The sequence below is a fragment of the Pedobacter hiemivivus genome, assembly GCF_005144565.1.
Taxonomy (GTDB): domain Bacteria; phylum Bacteroidota; class Bacteroidia; order Sphingobacteriales; family Sphingobacteriaceae; genus Pedobacter; species Pedobacter hiemivivus.
On sequence record NZ_SWDX01000011.1, the window covers coordinates 148,404 to 166,176 of the forward strand.

At 34.6% G+C, this 17,773-nt stretch carries 15 protein-coding genes and 1 pseudogene; all 16 read left to right on the forward strand.

What is annotated here, in order from left to right; all coding sequences use genetic code 11:
- Positions 1–501, forward strand: a complete 501-nt coding sequence (locus FBD94_RS22385; RefSeq protein WP_136881862.1) for an acyltransferase — start codon at positions 1–3, stop codon at positions 499–501.
- The gene (locus FBD94_RS22390) at positions 502–1,923 is read left to right on the forward strand and encodes a lipopolysaccharide biosynthesis protein (RefSeq protein ID WP_136881863.1); all 1,422 of its coding nucleotides are present in this window, start codon (positions 502–504) and stop codon (positions 1,921–1,923) included.
- Positions 1,920–3,227, forward strand: coding sequence for a glycosyltransferase family protein (locus FBD94_RS22395; RefSeq protein WP_136881864.1), 1,308 nt, complete (start codon positions 1,920–1,922; stop codon positions 3,225–3,227). Before FBD94_RS22390 ends, FBD94_RS22395 begins: the two co-directional genes overlap by 4 nt.
- A complete protein-coding gene (locus tag FBD94_RS22400; protein WP_136881865.1) occupies positions 3,190–4,656 on the forward strand; it encodes an O-antigen polymerase in 1,467 nt (488 codons plus the stop codon). The genes FBD94_RS22395 and FBD94_RS22400 overlap by 38 nt, the downstream gene beginning before the upstream one ends.
- Entirely contained in the window at positions 4,653–5,615 is a 963-nt protein-coding gene (locus FBD94_RS22405; protein ID WP_136881866.1) for a GDP-mannose 4,6-dehydratase, read from the forward strand. The genes FBD94_RS22400 and FBD94_RS22405 overlap by 4 nt, the downstream gene beginning before the upstream one ends.
- A gap of 1 nt (position 5,616) precedes the next feature.
- A complete protein-coding gene (locus FBD94_RS22410; protein ID WP_136881867.1) occupies positions 5,617–6,417 on the forward strand; it encodes a phytanoyl-CoA dioxygenase family protein in 801 nt (266 codons plus the stop codon).
- Positions 6,410–7,534, forward strand: coding sequence for a glycosyltransferase family 4 protein (locus FBD94_RS22415; protein WP_136881868.1), 1,125 nt, complete (start codon positions 6,410–6,412; stop codon positions 7,532–7,534). The genes FBD94_RS22410 and FBD94_RS22415 overlap by 8 nt, the downstream gene beginning before the upstream one ends.
- Before the next feature lie 7 nt (positions 7,535–7,541).
- Entirely contained in the window at positions 7,542–8,750 is a 1,209-nt protein-coding gene (locus FBD94_RS22420) for a glycosyltransferase family 4 protein (RefSeq protein ID WP_169472386.1), read from the forward strand.
- Positions 8,743–9,348, forward strand: coding sequence for a GNAT family N-acetyltransferase (locus tag FBD94_RS22425; protein WP_136881870.1), 606 nt, complete (start codon positions 8,743–8,745; stop codon positions 9,346–9,348). The genes FBD94_RS22420 and FBD94_RS22425 overlap by 8 nt, the downstream gene beginning before the upstream one ends.
- Positions 9,345–10,553 carry a DegT/DnrJ/EryC1/StrS family aminotransferase gene (locus FBD94_RS22430; RefSeq protein WP_136881871.1) on the forward strand — a complete coding sequence of 403 codons (1,209 nt, stop codon included), beginning with the start codon at positions 9,345–9,347 and terminating at the stop codon, positions 10,551–10,553. Before FBD94_RS22425 ends, FBD94_RS22430 begins: the two co-directional genes overlap by 4 nt.
- Entirely contained in the window at positions 10,553–11,146 is a 594-nt protein-coding gene (locus FBD94_RS22435) for a sugar transferase (RefSeq protein ID WP_136881872.1), read from the forward strand. Before FBD94_RS22430 ends, FBD94_RS22435 begins: the two co-directional genes overlap by 1 nt.
- A gap of 86 nt (positions 11,147–11,232) precedes the next feature.
- A complete protein-coding gene (gene gmd / locus FBD94_RS22440; RefSeq protein ID WP_136881873.1) occupies positions 11,233–12,345 on the forward strand; it encodes a GDP-mannose 4,6-dehydratase in 1,113 nt (370 codons plus the stop codon).
- Between the two features lie 224 nt (positions 12,346–12,569).
- Complete coding sequence (locus tag FBD94_RS22445; protein ID WP_136881874.1) at positions 12,570–14,522, forward strand: polysaccharide biosynthesis protein; 1,953 nt, start codon at positions 12,570–12,572, stop codon at positions 14,520–14,522.
- 7 nt (positions 14,523–14,529) lie between these two features.
- Positions 14,530–16,143 carry a capsule assembly Wzi family protein gene (locus FBD94_RS22450; RefSeq protein ID WP_136881879.1) on the forward strand — a complete coding sequence of 538 codons (1,614 nt, stop codon included), beginning with the start codon at positions 14,530–14,532 and terminating at the stop codon, positions 16,141–16,143.
- 41 nt (positions 16,144–16,184) lie between these two features.
- Entirely contained in the window at positions 16,185–17,435 is a 1,251-nt protein-coding gene (gene metK, locus FBD94_RS22455) for a methionine adenosyltransferase (RefSeq protein ID WP_131609496.1), read from the forward strand.
- A gap of 150 nt (positions 17,436–17,585) precedes the next feature.
- Positions 17,586–17,773 (forward strand): annotated as a pseudogene (locus FBD94_RS22460) (IS5/IS1182 family transposase); the annotation flags it as partial.

Genomic DNA, 17,773 nt, shown 5'->3' on the forward strand with positions numbered 1-17,773 from the left:
ATGGCAATTATTCATTCGATAATAATAAAATTTTTCGGTTCCTTACAAACGCATTACTGGAAAATCGTTTATAAAAGTTATAGACGGAAATATAAAGTGCCAGATTCCTTTTGGTTTGGAGGAGAATCGATTCAATTTTATGGAGAGGGGGCAATTGAAATAGGTGAAAATTCTTATATAGGTAGATATTCTAGTATTTACGCTTGTAAAGGTTATAAAGTTAAAATAGGAAACAATGTTGCCATTAGTCATTACGTAATGATATATACGGAGAATAACCTCGCCGATCAAGATTTTAATCTGTCCCCAAAAAAGACTAATAAAGCAAATGTTGAGATTGGAGATGCCTGTTGGATTGGAGCAAAAGTATTTATAAAGGAAGGGGTCAAGATCGGCTCTAACTGCGTCATTGGAGCCAATAGCGTTGTGATTAAGGATATGCCTGATAATTCTATTTGTAGTGGGATACCAGCAAAGGTTATTCGTTTTAAAAATATATAAGTGTCAAGTAAGAGTACTTTTTTTGGTAAAAATGAAATCATTTTTACCATGTTACGTTACCTAACTTATGGTCTTATGACCATAAGAGGATTTGTTCTTGCGTATTATTTAGGCCCCTATCTCCTGGGTATATATGGGTATCTAATGCTTTATCAGCAATATATGTCATATACAAGCTTTGGAATAAATTACTCTTTAAATGCTGAATTGGCATTATTAACTGTTGGGCAAAAGCAAGAACGTAAAAGTTTAATTGATTCAGCATTTTCAGGAGTACTTCTTATTTCTGGATTATTAATCTTTATTGGTATCATAGCTTATGGTTTTAAGCTTAAACTATTTCCGTTTGAAAATTCATATAAGTATGCGATAATCATAGTTGCCTTAACTATATTGACTCACTTTCAGCAGGTTTTTGTCAATATTTTTAGGGTAAATAAAAAATTAAAACCTGTTATAGTAGGTGAATTGGTTTTAGCTGTCGGATTATTGGTTGTGATATTTTTTTTTGAAGGTATTGAGCTAATTAATGTTCTATTTTATGTATGGGGTTTGTCTCTACTCTTGATAGTGTTATTTTATAAGATAGTTTACAGCGAAAAAATCACTGTAAATTTTAGTAAAGTTAGATTGCTCTTGAAATCTGGGCTTCCGTTGTTAGTGTATGCGTTTAGTTATTATTTGATGGGTTTGATGATTCGAACCTTAATTGGAGCTTTTTATCCAATTGAGGTGATGGGATATTTTTCTTTTGCAAATAATATAACAACCGCAATTATGTTAGGCTTAGACACGGTGACTTGGATTATATTTCCTTCCATTATTGCAAGGCTGGCCGATAATAATTTGAGCAAGGATGAATTGCAAAAATATCTCGTTTCATTCACAAATAGGCTTTTAGTATTAGTACTGATAATCGTATTACTTAGTATTGGTTCGTTGCCAATTTTGTTTTATATACTTCCTAAATATAGACCGATAGAATTTAGTTTGATTATTTTATTGATGAACCAAATTGTTTTTAATTTGGGATTTGTATTTGTTACGCTTTGTATCGCAAGAAAAATGCATAATCAAATGGCATTAATTAGTTTATTAAGTGTCGTTGTGAGTGGTGTTTTATCACTTGTTTTCTGTCTGAATAAATTACCCTACATATGGCTGGTAATTTCTAACGTAATTGGAAGTTTATTTTTTGTAAACCTTTTGATTTATTTTATTTCCAATAAGTTTAGTCTATTACAAGATGAACTCCGGAGAAGTTTTAATTGGACTACACAGTTATTATTTGTATTAATAGTGATTTCTGCGTTGTTGCAAAGCTATGTATGTGTTGTTATTTTCCTAGTGTTATTGTTGCTTACTAAAATACACTCTATTCGTGAACTTTATTGGCAATTTAGAAATATTTATGTTAAATGATGTTAGATATTTATGATATAAATTATGAGTTTTGTTCAGAGAAGTTAGGTAACTTAAATTTTCCTCCAGACACATTACCGAAAAAAGGGATTCTTCTCAGAATCTTGTCATTATTCAAAGGTATAATGAAATACAACTTTAGGAAAGACAACGGAAAACTTATTGAGCCTAATTCTACACTGTTTTTTGTCATGGCCCAAAATGAAATTAACAGCGTGAAACCTGTTATTACAAATGTCCCTAACGCTGTTTTGTTTGGGCTTGATAACTACAAAAACGGTTATCCTTTGGGTAGAATTTATTTTTTGAGTATATTTTTTATCCCAGTTGTTTTTTATAGATACTTTATATGTAGCGATCTGTACCACAAGCGATCTTATCAATATGCATTTGATGGCTTTTGTCTAGCGTATGCATCACATATTATTTTAAAGAAATATTTGAATAAAATTAAACCTTCAGCAATTATTATTGCTAATCAACTAAGCTGCTATCATAGATGTTTAGCAATCGTTGCTAAAAATTTAAGTATTAATACAATTTATATACAGCATGCTTCTGTTACCGAGAATTTTTCAAACTTGAATGTCTTTTCTGCAGCCTTATTGGAAGGAGAAGATAGCTTAGTGAAATACCAGCGTAATGGCACAATAAATGCAGATTTATTCTTAATAGGGATGCCAAAATTTGATCAATACTTTTCAATGATAAAAAAAAATGGGAAAATTAACTCAATTGGCATATGTACAAATGGGATTGATGACTTGAAATCTTATGATAAATTAATAGAATTTTTTAGCTTGAAATTACCAAATTTTAAAATCATCCTAAGACCTCATCCCTCCGATAGACGAAAGGAAGAGTGGTATCAAATATCAAGGAAATATAATTGTACTTTTTCTGATGCATCAAAAGTGGAGTCATTTAAATTTTTTGATGATGTTAACTTAATTATTGCCGGAGATTCTAATATTCATTTAGAGGCGACTTTATTGAATATATCATGTATTTATTTTGATCCGCTAAAAAGTAATGTCGATTGGTATGGCTTTGCTTTAAATAAATTAGTTTATTATTCTACCAGAATTGATGAAATTCATAATCATATATTGAGAATTTCAGATCTTTCTTTTAATGCAAGGCAAAGAGCAAAATATTATGTTGATACAATCAATACTAATTTTGACGGTCAGAGCTCAAAATTAGCAGCCAAAATTATTAGAAAAGATTTTGCAAATATTTTTTTTGATATTATTATAGACGATTATGGGAACAAAATTTATAGAATTAAGCAAACGAAATAGAACTGAAATCAGCCTTTCAATTTTGAAGGTCCGTTTGTTTTTTCCTTTGTCGCTTGCTATTTGTTGCCTATTAGGGGTTTTATGCTTTTTTTTTGATGATTTCTTCTTAGTGTTTTTTCCCGTCTGTATTGTTTTTTTAATTAGTTTACCGTTAGTAATCCGTACTAAAACCGATGTTTTCTCGATTTGGTCTTGGATATTCTATTCTAGCATATTGGGAGTATTAATAAGGTGCTTGTATATTTATTTTGATATGCCAAATTTTAATGCAATTGATGATGTTTTTCTATACGGAAAAGCTAAATCTTTTTTGTTGCCAGCAATGGTATTGGTTTTTGTTGGTGTCTTTATGTTAGTGTTAGGTTATTTATCGACAAGTTTGAACTTAAATCTTAATGGTAAAATTTTTAAAAATAAAAAATGGAATGAGAAAGCCTTTTTTATTACATCTTCATTGTTAATTTTAATTTCAGTAGGAGGATTAGTCTTATTTATCAATGCTCAAGGAGGTCTTTTCTCTATGGAAAGTATATCAAGTTATCGTGGCGTCTCAGATAATTTAGCTGAGGCCTCACCTCACGCTTATTTAAGGCTATTGGTTTCTTTTTCTGGGATCAATTTGTTTTTGCTTACTACCTGGTTATTAAAGTATAATAGAATGAGGTGGATAGCTTATCTTTTTTGGCTTATTTCATTTCTTACATTTGTATTTTTTAATTTTTACATTAGTCAAAGGGCCGCAATCGTTTTTACACTTGTACAACTAACAGCACTAAGTTACTACCTAAAAGGCTTTAAATTGCCAAAATTAAAATTTGCAGTTGGGGTAATTCTTGCGCTGGCGATATTTCAATTAATGTCAACATTAAGAAATGTAAAAGATGTAGAAAATGAAGATGTAAAATTAAATATCACTAAAGCTTTAGAACCGGCAATCTTAACTACTAATATGATAGATGTCAGTAAAACGGCTCATATTATGGATGCCATTCCTTCAAGAATGAATTATGAATATGGTGCTACATTAGTAACAATATTTATAGCTTGGATCCCAAGAGAATTTTGGCCTGACAAACCAGTCACGAATGTTGATAATACAATAGGGATTAAAGTTTTTGGAGCGACGACATATGGATCTGGAGGGGTCCCCCCCGGATTGATAGCTGAACTATTTTGGAATTTTTGGATACCAGGAGTAATCATCGGTTGTTATTTAATAGGATTATTAATCAAGATAATTAATCAAACTATTCTTAGTAATATTGCAAACCCTAACATTGTAATCATATATGTAGTTAATTTTATGTTTATAGGTTTGTCTTTTGTGGGTAGTAGTTTTAGTAGTGTGTTAATTGGCGTATTGCAGACATTAATACCAATGATTTTAATTTTAAACATAATTACTGAAAAGGGAAAATGCGATATATGAAAACAGCCTTAATTTGTGGTGTATCCGGTCAAGATGGAGCTTATTTGTCAAAATTGTTACTAGATAAGGGATATCAGGTATATGGTGGGTCTAGAGATGCACAGAGTTCAAACTTCGAAAATTTAAATAGATTAGGTGTGTTAGAACTTGTAAAGTTGGTTTCGATTTCTGTACATGACTTTAGAAGTGTTTTGCAAGTTATAATGAAGGTTAAGCCAGATGAAATATATAACTTGGCTGGCCAAAGTTCCGTAGCACTATCTTTTGAGCAGCCTGTTGAAACCTTAGAGAGTATCAGTGTGGGAACTTTAAGTCTTTTAGAGGCTATTCGGTTTTCTGGTTTGCCAATTAAATTATATAATGCTGGATCTAGCGAATGTTTTGGGAATGCAATTGAGGCTGTTGATGAAAATACAGCTTTTAGACCAAGGAGTCCTTATGGAGTAGCTAAAGCTACAGCTTTCTGGGAAGTTGCTAACTATAGAGAAGCTTATAAAATATTTGCGTGTACAGGTATATTATTTAATCATGAGTCACCTCTACGAAAGGAACGTTTTGTGACTAAGAAGATTATTGCGGCTGCATGCCGTATTGCTAAGGGAAGTAATGAAAGATTAGTTTTAGGAAATATTAATATTTGGAGAGATTGGGGCTGGGCGCCAGAATATGTCGAAGCGATGTGGTTGATGTTGCAACAGAGTGAACCTGAAGACTTTGTGATTGCAACAGGAGAGACGATAAGCCTGAAAGATTTTATAATTATAGCCTTTGAATATCTAAATTTAGACTGGACGAAATATGTTAGCTTTGATGATAGTTTATTTAGACCAACAGATATTGAAAAAGGTCTTGCTAATCCTCAAAAGGCAAATAATAAATTAAAATGGAAAGCTAAAATTAAATCAAGAAACCTAATTGAATTATTGATTGATTCTGAACTTAATTCTAAATATCTATAATATGAAAATTGATAGGGATTTTTTTAATGCAAACGGATACGTTATAGTTAAAAATGTATTCACGATAGAGGAAGTTGAAAAATTTAGGCAATTGGCTTATCAAACGCTTGAGGAAGATAAGAGTAATAAATTAGTCAAAAAGGTTGTAAGTGATCTTAAAGATGTTTACTATCCTAAAGGCGATTTGTTGAGCAAGTCTTTAAACGAAGTACTTTTATCAGATAAAATTTTGAAAATTGCAGAGACTATTCTAGAGGAGAAACCTGTATATTTTCAGGATAGCACCTATCAAATAGGAATAGGAGATAGGGGGTTTCATCGTGACAATGTTGATCGGATTGCAAATCAAGGAGAGGATTGGCAAGGTGATTATGATATCATTCGAATTGGTGTTTATATGCAGGATCACGATAAATTTAGTGGAGGTTTGAAGGTTGTTAAGAAATCTCATAAAGGGATTGATGGAAAGAGAGTATTTATAGATAGTAAAGCTGGAGATGTGGTTGTTTGGAATCTTAGGACATTGCATAGTGGTAATGCGGCTCGCTTAAAGATTTTGCCAAATTTAGTCATGGGCTATCGATTAGAAAATTTGCTCCCTTCTTTTTTGATAAAAGACAGCCAGCAAGAGAGGATATCTTGCTTTATGTCGTTTGGTAAGGAAGGTCCACACTTGAACCGATACATTGAAAAGTATATGAAGGTAAAAATGGGAGATCATCTGAAACATTCAGAATACTTTCCTGTAGAAGGTAAGTTGAATAACAAGTTTGTAACTATAAAGAAGGTTTGGAGTGAATAGAATTGGAATAAATCTTTTATATATCAATCCTAAATTGGCGGGAGGCTCTGTCACGTACGCTTTAAAGTTGATTAAAGAAATATCGAAACTTGATAGTTCCAACAAATATGTAATTTATCTGAACAAGGACTGCAAACATTTCGATTTTGAAGTTGGTTCAAATTTTAGTGTTAGAGTTTTAAATTTTGGTTACTCTAGCGTTTACCTTCGTTATTTTTGGGAGCAGATAATTTTACCTTATTATATATTCATTGATAGAATTGATTTATTACATTCATTAGGTTACGTTACTCCCATAGTTAGTACTGCAAAAAAAATAGTTTCTATCTTGGATATTAATTATAAAGGACATGAGAATAATATGAGTAAGCATAAAAGATTCTTATTGGGACTTATGGTTGAGCTATCAGCAAAGGTGTCTAAAAAAATTATTACAATATCAGAATTTTCAAAGAGACAGATTGTTTTGCATACAAACACAAAGCCTAATAAGATTGTGGTTACTTTATTGTCTGGATCGTCAGATGTAATAAATAATCAATACGAACCCTCTGAATTAATCTTTAAAAGATATAATATTAAATCGCCGTACATTATCGCTTTCAGTAGTCCAAGTCCACATAAAAATATACCAAAGCTAATAGATGCCTTCGAAATAATTTCTAGTAAAATACCTGATTTAAGTCTCGTTTTAGTTGGACACCAGCATAAAAGTGAAAATTTGAAACAAATTATTGATGAAAAAAAGCTTGGAAATAAAGTTTTATTTACGGGTTTTGTTCCTGATCAAGACGTTGAACCTTTAATTTCTAATGCGAAAACATTTGTTTTTCCATCATTATATGAAGGGTTTGGAATTCCTTTACTAGATGCTCAGGTATGTAAAGTTCCAGTCGCTTCTTCTAATGCTGGTTCATTACCTGAGGTGGGGGGAGATGCTGTAAAATATTTTAATCCAAACAAATCTGAGGAGATTGCAGACGTATTACTAAGTATTTTAGAGAATGAAATGATCTCAACAAAATTAATTGAGGCAGGTTTGGAAAACCGAAGGCGCTTTTCGTGGTCACAAACAGCAAAACAAACCTTAGATGTTTATAAGGAATACTTAAATTAAGAATATTTTGACGCGGATTTTAATTGTGAATTGTGTTTACGATCCTGAGCCTGTAGTCTCGGCACAACTTGGCAAATCACTGGCAGAGAAATTGTCGAATGAGGGACACTCGGTTTCGGTAATTGCCCCATTTCCTTCAAGACCATTTGGGTTCAGTTTTAATGGGACTGTTAAGAAGAAAGGGATTGACAAGGAGGTTGTAAATGATCAACTTACGGTATATAGACTGCCATCCTTTACCTATCCAAAATCAGGGATATTTGGAAGACTATTGGAGAGTATTTCTTTTGGTTGGGCCGCTTTCAAATATGTGAGAAGAAATTCAGAAAACATAGATACAGTCTATATGAATACATGGCCATTATTTGGCCAATTTGGCGTTGCTGTTGCGTGTAAAACGAAGAAAATTAAGTATTTGATGCACATCCAGGACGTTTATCCTGAATCGTTGACCAATAGATTGCCCAGGCTATTTAGCAAGGCTGTGAATTTGTTTTTGTTCCCATTAGAAAAATATTCTGTCCACAATGCATCTAGGGTCATTGTGATTTCAAAAAAAATGCAGGCCTATATAGCTAGTACAAGAAATATTCCGGAAAATAGTATAGATGTAGTTTTAAATTGGCAAGATCATGATGCTTTTGAGGCTTATAAAGACTATTGGAATCCAGGCAAGCTTACTTTTATGTATTTAGGAAATATAGGTGCGGTATCCGGCCTGAATTTTGTACTTAGTGCTTTTATCAAGACAGGCCTTGATGCGAAACTTATTGTTGCGGGGAATGGAACAAAGAAGCAGGAGTGCGTGGAAATTGCTAAGGAAAATCCAAAAGTTGATATAGAATTTTGGGAGGTGCCTACAGGCAAGGTGGCTATGACACAATCCCATGCTCATGTACTTTTACTTCCTTTAATAAAGGGGGCTGCTGGTAGTTCAATTCCTTCTAAGTTACCAGCTTATATGTTTTCTGCAAGACCTATTCTTGCATGTGTTGATAGCGATAGCGATACTTTTAACGCAATAGCAGAAGCAAATTGTGGTTGGGTTGGGGCTCCTGAAGATGTTGAATGGTTGCGAAAGACCATGATATCTGCAAGTAAATTAAAAATTACTGAACTCCAGGAATTAGGAAATAATGGGCGCAATTATTGTTTAAGTAATTTTAGTAAAGAAATAAATCTTCAAAAATTAGTAACAAGTATAAGTGATGCATAGTGAAATAGAACTTAAAAGATTGACTCATCGCAAAGCAAAAGAGGTCTCGGATTTACATCATGATGTATTCAAGGATTTTTTCCTGACTTCTTTAGGCAAATCATTTTTGGAAGTATTTTATGAGAAAGTTTTATCACATAAGAATGAGGTAAGCATTGGTGCATTTCATAAGGGAAAATTAATTGGTTTTGCAATTGGTGCTGATAATAATTCAGGTTTTTATAAATCTATATTGATATCAAATAGTTTGAAAATGTTTGCTGTTGCGTTGCCAAATTTGATTTCTAAGCCGTACAATATTTCACGATTATTACGGTCGTTGTTATCGTTTAGTGGAGCTAGTCACAAAGATGCACCAGTTTTATTATCCATTTGTGTAGCAAATCAACTTGAATCTAAAGGGGTTGGAAAAAGACTACTTGAGGCATTTGAGCAAGAGCTTTTTAAACGTGAGTTAACTGAGTTAATTCTTACTACAGACGCAGTAAATAATCACTATGTTAACAAGTTCTATCTAAATAATAATTATATCTGTGTTAGATCTTTTTTTCAAGGCAAACGAGAAATGAACCTATATTATAAAGAAATAAAAAAATGAAAATCCCTTTTTCCCCTCCATTTGTAAATGAGGAAATTATAGCAGAGGTTGTAGATACATTAAAATCGGGATGGATAACTACTGGTCCTAAAGTTAAGGCTCTAGAACAAGAGGTCGTCGAGTTAACTGGCTGTCCCGAGGCCCTTGGAGTAAATTCTTGGACTTCTGGAGCCATTTTAGTGATGAAATGGTTTGGAGTAGGTCCAGGAGATGAAGTAATCATCCCAGCTTATACTTATTCTGCCACTGCTTTAAGTGTTTTGCATTGTGGGGCAATTCCTGTTATGGTAGATGTATTGGATGATTTCACTATAGATCCTATTAAACTAAAATTAGCTATAACTAGAAATACGAAAGTAGTTATGCCAGTTGATTTTGCTGGGTTAATGTGTCATTATGAAGAAATAAATGCAATTGTTCAAGATGCTGACATTATTAAGCTATTTTGTCCGAACTCGGAAGCTCAAACTAAATTGGGCCGAATTTTAGTTCTTTCTGATGCCGCTCATTCTATAGGAGCAAGTTTAAATGGAATTCAATCTGGAAAAGCCACAGATGTAACAATTTTTTCATTTCACGCGGTTAAGAATGTAACCACTGCAGAAGGAGGGATTATCTGTATTAATTTGCCTGATCCCTTTGATAATAGTGATGAATATAAATTAATGCGACTATGGTCTTTGAATGGTCAAACTAAAGATGCTTTTACAAAATCGCAGGCTGGCGGCTGGAGATACGATATTCTTTTTGCGGGATTGAAAGTAAATATGCCGGACCTCTGTGCTGCATTAGGTTTGGGGCAGATTCGTTTGTATGCTTCATTAATGGCGGATCGAGCGCGTGTTGCAAAATCCTATGAAGATTTTTTTTCTTTAAAAGCATGGGCAAAATGCCCAGTTTTGAAGGATGAAAGGAGGATTTCTTGCAATCATTTATACGCTTTAAGGATTCATGGCATAGGTGAGTTACAGCGAGATGAAATGATAGAGTTTATAACAGGAAAAGGAATTGCAGTTAATGTGCATTTTATACCGATGCCTATGTTGACAGTATTTAAAAATTTGGGTTACAAAATGACAGATTATCCAATAGCATATGCGAACTATGCTGTTGAAATATCGCTGCCGATTTACCCACAACTAAGTGATGATCAGGTTAAATATATCTGCGATGTAGTTGATCTTGCTTATCAAAGTTTAACTTAATGAAAAGAGCTTTTGATTTTGTATTTGCATTATTTGGGCTAATAATATTGGCACCGATTTTTTTGATTCTTGTGCTGATTATTTTGCTTACTTCGAAAGGAGGAGCTTTCTATAGACAAACGCGAGTTGGTCAGTATAACAAAGATTTTCAACTGCTAAAATTTAGATCTATGTATTTGGATTCTGATAGATTAGGATTGTTGACAGTAGGTAATCAGGATCGAAGAATAACACCAATTGGGATTTTAATAAGAAAGTATAAATTAGATGAACTTCCTCAGCTAATTAATGTACTTTTTGGAGATATGAGTTTAGTTGGGCCTCGTCCTGAGGTACGGAAGTACGTAAGTTTTTACTCTGAATATGAATTAAAAGTTCTAGACTTAAAACCAGGAATTACTGATTTAGCATCTATTAAATATCGGAATGAAAATGAAATTCTTGAACGCCAATCTAATCCTGAAAAGTATTATGTTGATGTGATAATGCCTGATAAAATAAAAGTTAATTTAAATTCATATAATAGAAGTAAAACGGTCATTGGTTCTATAGGGATTATTTTTTTAACCATAAAAACCATTTTGCTTAAATAGTTATTTGAAGATGGACACTAGCATAAGATCAATAATATTATTGAATCTTATTCGGGCAATATAAGACATAAAGTAAATATAGTAAAATGAAAAAAGCGTTAATCACCGGGATCACTGGACAAGATGGAGCGTACCTAGCTGACTTGCTTCTGAAAAAGGGATATGAAGTACATGGCATTAAGCGTAGGAGCTCATTATTTAACACAGATAGAATAGACCATTTGTACCAGGATCCTCATGAAAAGAATGTGAAATTTAAATTACATTATGGGGATTTGAGTGATTCAACAAATCTAATAAGGATTGTTCAGGAAGTTCAGCCTGACGAAATATATAATCTTGGTGCGATGAGTCATGTTAAAGTTAGTTTCGATACTCCAGAATATACTGCAAATGCTGATGGGATTGGTACCTTAAGATTATTGGAGGCTTTACGTATTCTAGGGCTAGAAAAAAAGACAAAAATTTATCAGGCATCTACTTCTGAACTTTATGGGTTGGTACAAGCTGTACCACAATCTGAAACGACTCCTTTTTATCCTCGTTCTCCTTATGCCGTGGCCAAAATGTATGCCTATTGGATCACGGTAAATTATAGAGAAGCTTATGGTATGTTTGCTTGTAATGGTATCTTATTTAATCATGAGAGTCCATTGAGGGGCGAAACTTTTGTGACGCGTAAGATTACGAGGGGGACAGCGAAGATCGCTTTAGGGCTGCAGGATAAATTATACCTAGGTAATTTAGATGCGCGCCGTGACTGGGGGCATGCTAAGGATTATGTAGAAGCTATGTGGTTAATCTTGCAACAAGACACTCCTGAAGATTATGTAATTGCTACCGGAGTTACTACTACCGTTCGCGATTTTGTAAAAATGTCCTTTTCTGAAGTGGGAATAGAAATTGAATTTAAAGGTGAAAGTTCAGAGGAGAGAGGATTTGTGAAATCTTGTTCAAATCCAGATTTTTACATTGAAATTGGGAAAGAGGTTGTTGTTGTTGATCCCAAATATTTTCGTCCTACGGAGGTTGATTTATTGATTGGAGATCCGACTAAATCAAAAACAAAATTGGGTTGGAAACCTCAATATGATTTGCCTGCGCTAGTAAAGGAGATGATGATATCTGATGTAGATCATTTCCGTAAGGAATTGATGTTGAGAGATGCTGGTTATATTGTGAAAAATCAGTTTGAATAATTTTATGAATCAGAATAATTGGATGCTAATTATGGCTGGTGTGGTTAGGTGGACTTGAATAGGTAAATTAATACTTTCTGATTTATATTTATTTGACATCAAAATTGATGTTTAAGGTCGATTAAGAGAGGAAAGTGTTTTATATTTTTTGTTCTATAAAAACACAAATTACTTTTTGGTTTAATTATTGTTAGTTTTGTTGAGGTTATTTTTACGTAACGTCTATGTTTACAAAACTACAAATTGTATCTCGCTGGATTATTTTTACCATTGATATTTGCTTAAGTATCATCGCGCTGCTATTTGCTATTATCTTACAGCATAACTTTAAAATCACGGGCATAGATTTTTTAGCCTTTTATAAAGCGGTGGTAATGGTGGTGATCATCAATTCACTGGTGTTTTATAGCGTGAAAACATTTGCTGGCATTGTGAGGTATACTTCTGCTCAGGATTCATTTCGAATTCTATTTTCGGTAATTCTTAGCTCGTTAATTCTATTTTTTTCACACGCGATTGCGATTGTCATAACTGGCGAACGTGTGGTTAGCAGTGTAGTTATCGTTATATTTACTTTATTTAGTTTCCTTTTATTGATCACCTACAGGGTTATTGTAAAGTACTTTTTTATGTACATCAAGAATGCTAATCTGGACAAGCGAAGGATTATCATTTATGGAGCTGGCGAAGCTGGTGTGGCTACAAAAAGAACTTTTGACCATGATGCTAAGGTGAACAAAACAATTATCGCTTTTGTAGATGATGATATGCGAAAGGTCGGTAAAACGATTGATGGGGTAAGGATTTTGGATGCTGGAGAATTAGAGCATTTAATTGTAAAGCATGAAGTAGACGAAATCATCTTTGCTTCATATACGATTCCTTTGGAGCGTAAAAATCAGGTAGTAGACATTTGCCTGGAAAATGAGATAAAGATTTTAAATATTCCCTCGCCGGAGGTTTGGGCCAGAGGTGAAGTAACTACAGCGCAAATCCAGAATATCAATATTGAAGATCTGTTGAACAGAAAAACGATTGAAATAGATATCGATGGGATTCAAAACCAATTAAAGGGTAAACGGATTCTAATAACCGGAGCTGCAGGTTCCATTGGGAGCGAGATTGTTAGACAACTTTTGAAATTCGAAACGGGATTGATTATCCTTTGTGATCAGAGTGAAACTGCTTTACATCATATTTATCTTGAATTGGAGGAGCATCATGCCAATACCAATTTTCATGCTTTTGTTGGGGATGTTAAAGATCAGAAACGTATGCAACATTTGTTTGATACGTATAAACCGCATTATGTTTATCATGCCGCGGCCTACAAGCACGTGCCGTTGATGGAAGGTAATCCTGCAGAGGCGATCAAAACAAATGTAATGGGCACTAAAACCATTGCAGATCTAGCCGTTAAATATGGCGTGCAGAAGTTCGTGATGATCTCTACAGATAAGGCGGTGAACCCGACCAATGTTATGGGGGCATCCAAGAGAATTGCTGAGATTTATGTACAGTCACTGAACAATTCATTAAACAATCCAGATCTGATTTTCTCTAATGGATTGAGCTATTTGAATGATGGCAATGTAAAACCAATTACTAAATTTATTACCACCCGTTTTGGAAATGTATTGGGCTCTAATGGCTCTGTGATCCCTCGTTTTAAACAGCAGATAGAAAAAGGAGGGCCTGTTACCGTTACTCATCCTGAGATTACGCGCTTTTTTATGACAATACCTGAAGCTTGTCGTTTGGTGCTGGAGGCAGGTTGTATGGGTAAAGGTGGAGAGATTTACATATTTGATATGGGTAAATCCGTAAAGATTGTAGAGCTTGCAAAGAAAATGATTCGTTTAGCTGGTTTGGTGCCCAATCAGGATATTAAAATCTCTTATTCCGGCTTAAGACCTGGAGAAAAACTGTTTGAAGAATTGCTCAATGATTGTGAGAATACAATACCTACCCACCATGAAAAAATTATGATTGGGCAGGTAAGAGAATACATATTCAATGAAATTGAAGTCCAAATTTACCAATTGTTACTTTATGCTACCTCGAATAATACAAGACAGGTAGTTCAACAAATGAAAGTAATTGTACCTGAATTTATCAGTAAGAATTCTGTTTATGAGGAGTTGGATGTCCAGGTACAAGTAGAAGAAAATCCCTAATTTAATGATGAAGAAATACCTATTGCTAGGTGTGTTGGTTGTAGCTATTTTTAGCTTAAAGGCTCAGACACCTAATGTAAACATCCCTTATTCGTATCCATTTTATCAGAAGCTGAATAAGTCGGTATATGATGTGAATAGCCGCTCGCACTCTGCCATTAAAGGGTTTTATGCTGATGATTCCTTGTTGGTAAATCGGTATCAGGATTTAATGGAAATAGGTGTTGACTCTTTAAACAAGCGTTCCTGGGTACGTAGAAAATTGACGCAAGAGCATTTGTTAAATTTTAAAGGAGACGATTATACTGTTTATGCTGATTTTCTCCCTGATCTCCAGATTGGTCGTGATTTTAATGAGAATACAACTACCTGGAAAAATACACGCGGATTTCAGATAGGGGGAACAGTAGGAGATAAATTCTCTTTTTATACCAATGGTTTTGAGAACCAGGGTGTATTCGCGAATTACATCAATGATTTTATCAATACAACTAAAGTTGTTCCCAGTGAGATGGGAGGTGGCCTTAAAGTAGATAAGCGTGTAAAGGATTGGGCTTACGTTACTGCTTTATTATCCTATACACCAAACAAACATCTAAATATTGCCCTGGGCTATGATAAGAACTTTATTGGAGATGGTTATCGTTCCATGTTGTTGTCTGACGTAGCGGCCAATTATTCTTTTTTAAGAATTCGGGCCACTTTGGGTAATGTGCAATACCAAACCATATTTGGTTATATGTTGGATCCCGGAGCAGAAAAGCTGACAACTGATAGGCGTTTAGGAGATAGAGGAAAATGGGCGGCTATGCATTATATTGATTGGAATGCAACTAACCGATTTTCTATTGGCTTTTTTCAAGCCGTAACCTGGGCTGATGCGCAGCCTGAAGGGAAACGTGGTTTTGATTTTAACTACATACATCCCTTTATCTTTTTAAGACCATTAGAGGGCGCGAATACTTACTCTCCGGACAAAATGCGTTTGGGTATCAATACCAAATATGAGATTCTGGATAAAACGACTGTGTATGGTCAGTTTATGATTGACGAGTTTACGGCTAAGGAGTTTTTTAGCAGTAAAGGCTATTGGGCAAATAAATGGGCTTTGCAATTGGGTTTTAGAGGGTCAGATTTGTTTAAAGTGAAAAATTTGAACTATCTGGCAGAGTTTAATACAGCAAGACCTTATACCTATGCCCATTTTGATAGAGTGTCTAATTATTCCGCTATGAACCAGCCGTTGGCACACCCCCTTGGGGCTAACTTTAGAGAGGTGTTAGGTATATTAAATTATAGCTATAAAAGATTTGACCTGCAAGGGCAAATGATGTATGCTAGGTATGGACTGGATCCGGATGGGGCAAATTACGGAAAGGATATTTTTAAGAGCTATCTGACAAGAACAGTTGAATATGGCAGTCATATCGGTCAGGGTATTGCTACTGATCTTTATTTTGCGGAAGGAAGGGTAGCTTATCTGCTCAATCCCAAATATAACCTGCGATTAGAGGTTGGTGGGGTGTTGAGAAGAGAAACAAATGGGATAAAGAATACAAATACAGCATTGTTCACTTTTGGTTTGCGTAGTACCTTTAGAAACCTGTATCAAGACTTTTAACTTATATACTTATACTCCTACTTAAAAATTAATTATTTAAAATGTCGTATTTATTTACATCAGAATCTGTTTCCGAAGGACATCCTGATAAAATCGCTGATCAAATTTCTGATGCGTTAATTGATAACTTCCTGGCTTTTGATCCGGATTCAAAAGTAGCTTGCGAAACATTAGTGACTACCGGCCAGGTGATTCTAGCTGGAGAGGTAAAATCTACTACCTACCTGGATGTACAACAAATTGCCCGTGATGTAATCCGTAAAATCGGTTACACCAAAAGCGAGTATATGTTTGAGGCGAACTCTTGCGGTATCCTTTCCGCGATCCATGAGCAGTCGCAGGACATCAACCAAGGGGTTGATAGAAGCAGCAAAGAAGAACAAGGTGCCGGTGATCAGGGAATGATGTTTGGTTATGCAACCAGCGAAACTGAAAACTATATGCCTTTGGCCTTAGACTTGTCGCATACTTTGCTACAAGAACTAGCGATCTTAAGACGTGAAAACAAGGAAATCACTTATTTACGCCCAGATGCGAAATCTCAGGTAACACTTGAATATTCAGACGACAACAAACCTGTACGTATTGCTGCGATTGTAATTTCTACACAGCATGATGATTTTGCTGAGGAAGCTACAATGTTAGCCAAAATCAAAAAAGACCTGGTTGACATCCTGATTCCAAGAATCATTGCCAAATACCCTCAATACGCACATTTCTTTAACGATAAAATTGAATACCATATCAACCCGACCGGTAAGTTCGTAATCGGCGGTCCACATGGTGATACTGGTTTAACAGGCCGTAAAATCATTGTAGATACTTATGGTGGTAAAGGTGCACATGGTGGTGGTGCTTTCTCTGGAAAAGATCCAAGTAAGGTTGATAGAAGTGCTGCTTATGCTACACGTCACATTGCTAAAAACCTTGCTGCAGCAGGTGTTGCTGATGAAATCCTGGTACAGGTAAGTTATGCTATCGGTGTAGCTCAGCCCATGGGAATTTATATCAACACTTACGGAACAAGCAAAGTAAACAAAACTGATGGCGAGATTGCTAAAATCGTAGAGGGCATATTTGATATGCGTCCTTACTTTATTGAGCAACGCTTGAAATTAAGAAATCCTATTTATAGCGAAACAGCTGCTTACGGTCACATGGGCCGTACTCCAGAAACTGTAACTAAAACTTTCAAAACACCAAACGGTGAAGTGAAAACAGTCACTGTTGAGCTGTTTACCTGGGAAAAACTAGATTTTGTAGATAAAGTGAAAGCTGCTTTTTCTTTGTAAGCATAATTCCATAAGATGCTAAAAAGGGCTGTAACAGTCGTGAGGGCACTGAAAAAGTCCTTTTAAATATTTGGAGTCCAAAAAGAGCAGAAGAACTATGGTTATCTGCTCTTTTTTTGTACCTTAAAAGTAGGTTTTAAAAGGTGCCCAATGTTAGCTCATCAACAAAAGATTCAATTCAGTGCCTACTCAGGATTGTATGATTTGATCATTCCCAAAGACAATTTACTTCGAAAGATCAACGATCTAATAGACTTCAGTTTCATTTATGATGAACTGCTCGAGAAGTACTGCCACACCAATGGACGTACTGCGGAGAGTCCGATCCGTATGTTTAA

Bases quoted from the DNA above. Each gene is read 5' to 3' on its own strand.
- FBD94_RS22385 (WP_136881862.1), top strand. From the start codon at position 1: ATGGCAATTATTCATTCGATAATAATAAAATTTTTCGGTTCCTTACAA.
- FBD94_RS22395 (WP_136881864.1), top strand. From the start codon at position 1,920: ATGATGTTAGATATTTATGATATAAATTATGAGTTTTGTTCAGAGAAG.
- FBD94_RS22400 (WP_136881865.1), top strand. From the start codon at position 3,190: ATGGGAACAAAATTTATAGAATTAAGCAAACGAAATAGAACTGAAATC.
- FBD94_RS22405 (WP_136881866.1), top strand. From the start codon at position 4,653: ATGAAAACAGCCTTAATTTGTGGTGTATCCGGTCAAGATGGAGCTTAT.
- FBD94_RS22410 (WP_136881867.1), top strand. From the start codon at position 5,617: ATGAAAATTGATAGGGATTTTTTTAATGCAAACGGATACGTTATAGTT.
- FBD94_RS22425 (WP_136881870.1), top strand. From the start codon at position 8,743: ATGCATAGTGAAATAGAACTTAAAAGATTGACTCATCGCAAAGCAAAA.
- FBD94_RS22430 (WP_136881871.1), top strand. From the start codon at position 9,345: ATGAAAATCCCTTTTTCCCCTCCATTTGTAAATGAGGAAATTATAGCA.
- FBD94_RS22435 (WP_136881872.1), top strand. From the start codon at position 10,553: ATGAAAAGAGCTTTTGATTTTGTATTTGCATTATTTGGGCTAATAATA.
- gmd (WP_136881873.1), top strand. From the start codon at position 11,233: ATGAAAAAAGCGTTAATCACCGGGATCACTGGACAAGATGGAGCGTAC.
- FBD94_RS22445 (WP_136881874.1), top strand. From the start codon at position 12,570: ATGTTTACAAAACTACAAATTGTATCTCGCTGGATTATTTTTACCATT.
- FBD94_RS22450 (WP_136881879.1), top strand. From the start codon at position 14,530: ATGAAGAAATACCTATTGCTAGGTGTGTTGGTTGTAGCTATTTTTAGC.
- metK (WP_131609496.1), top strand. From the start codon at position 16,185: ATGTCGTATTTATTTACATCAGAATCTGTTTCCGAAGGACATCCTGAT.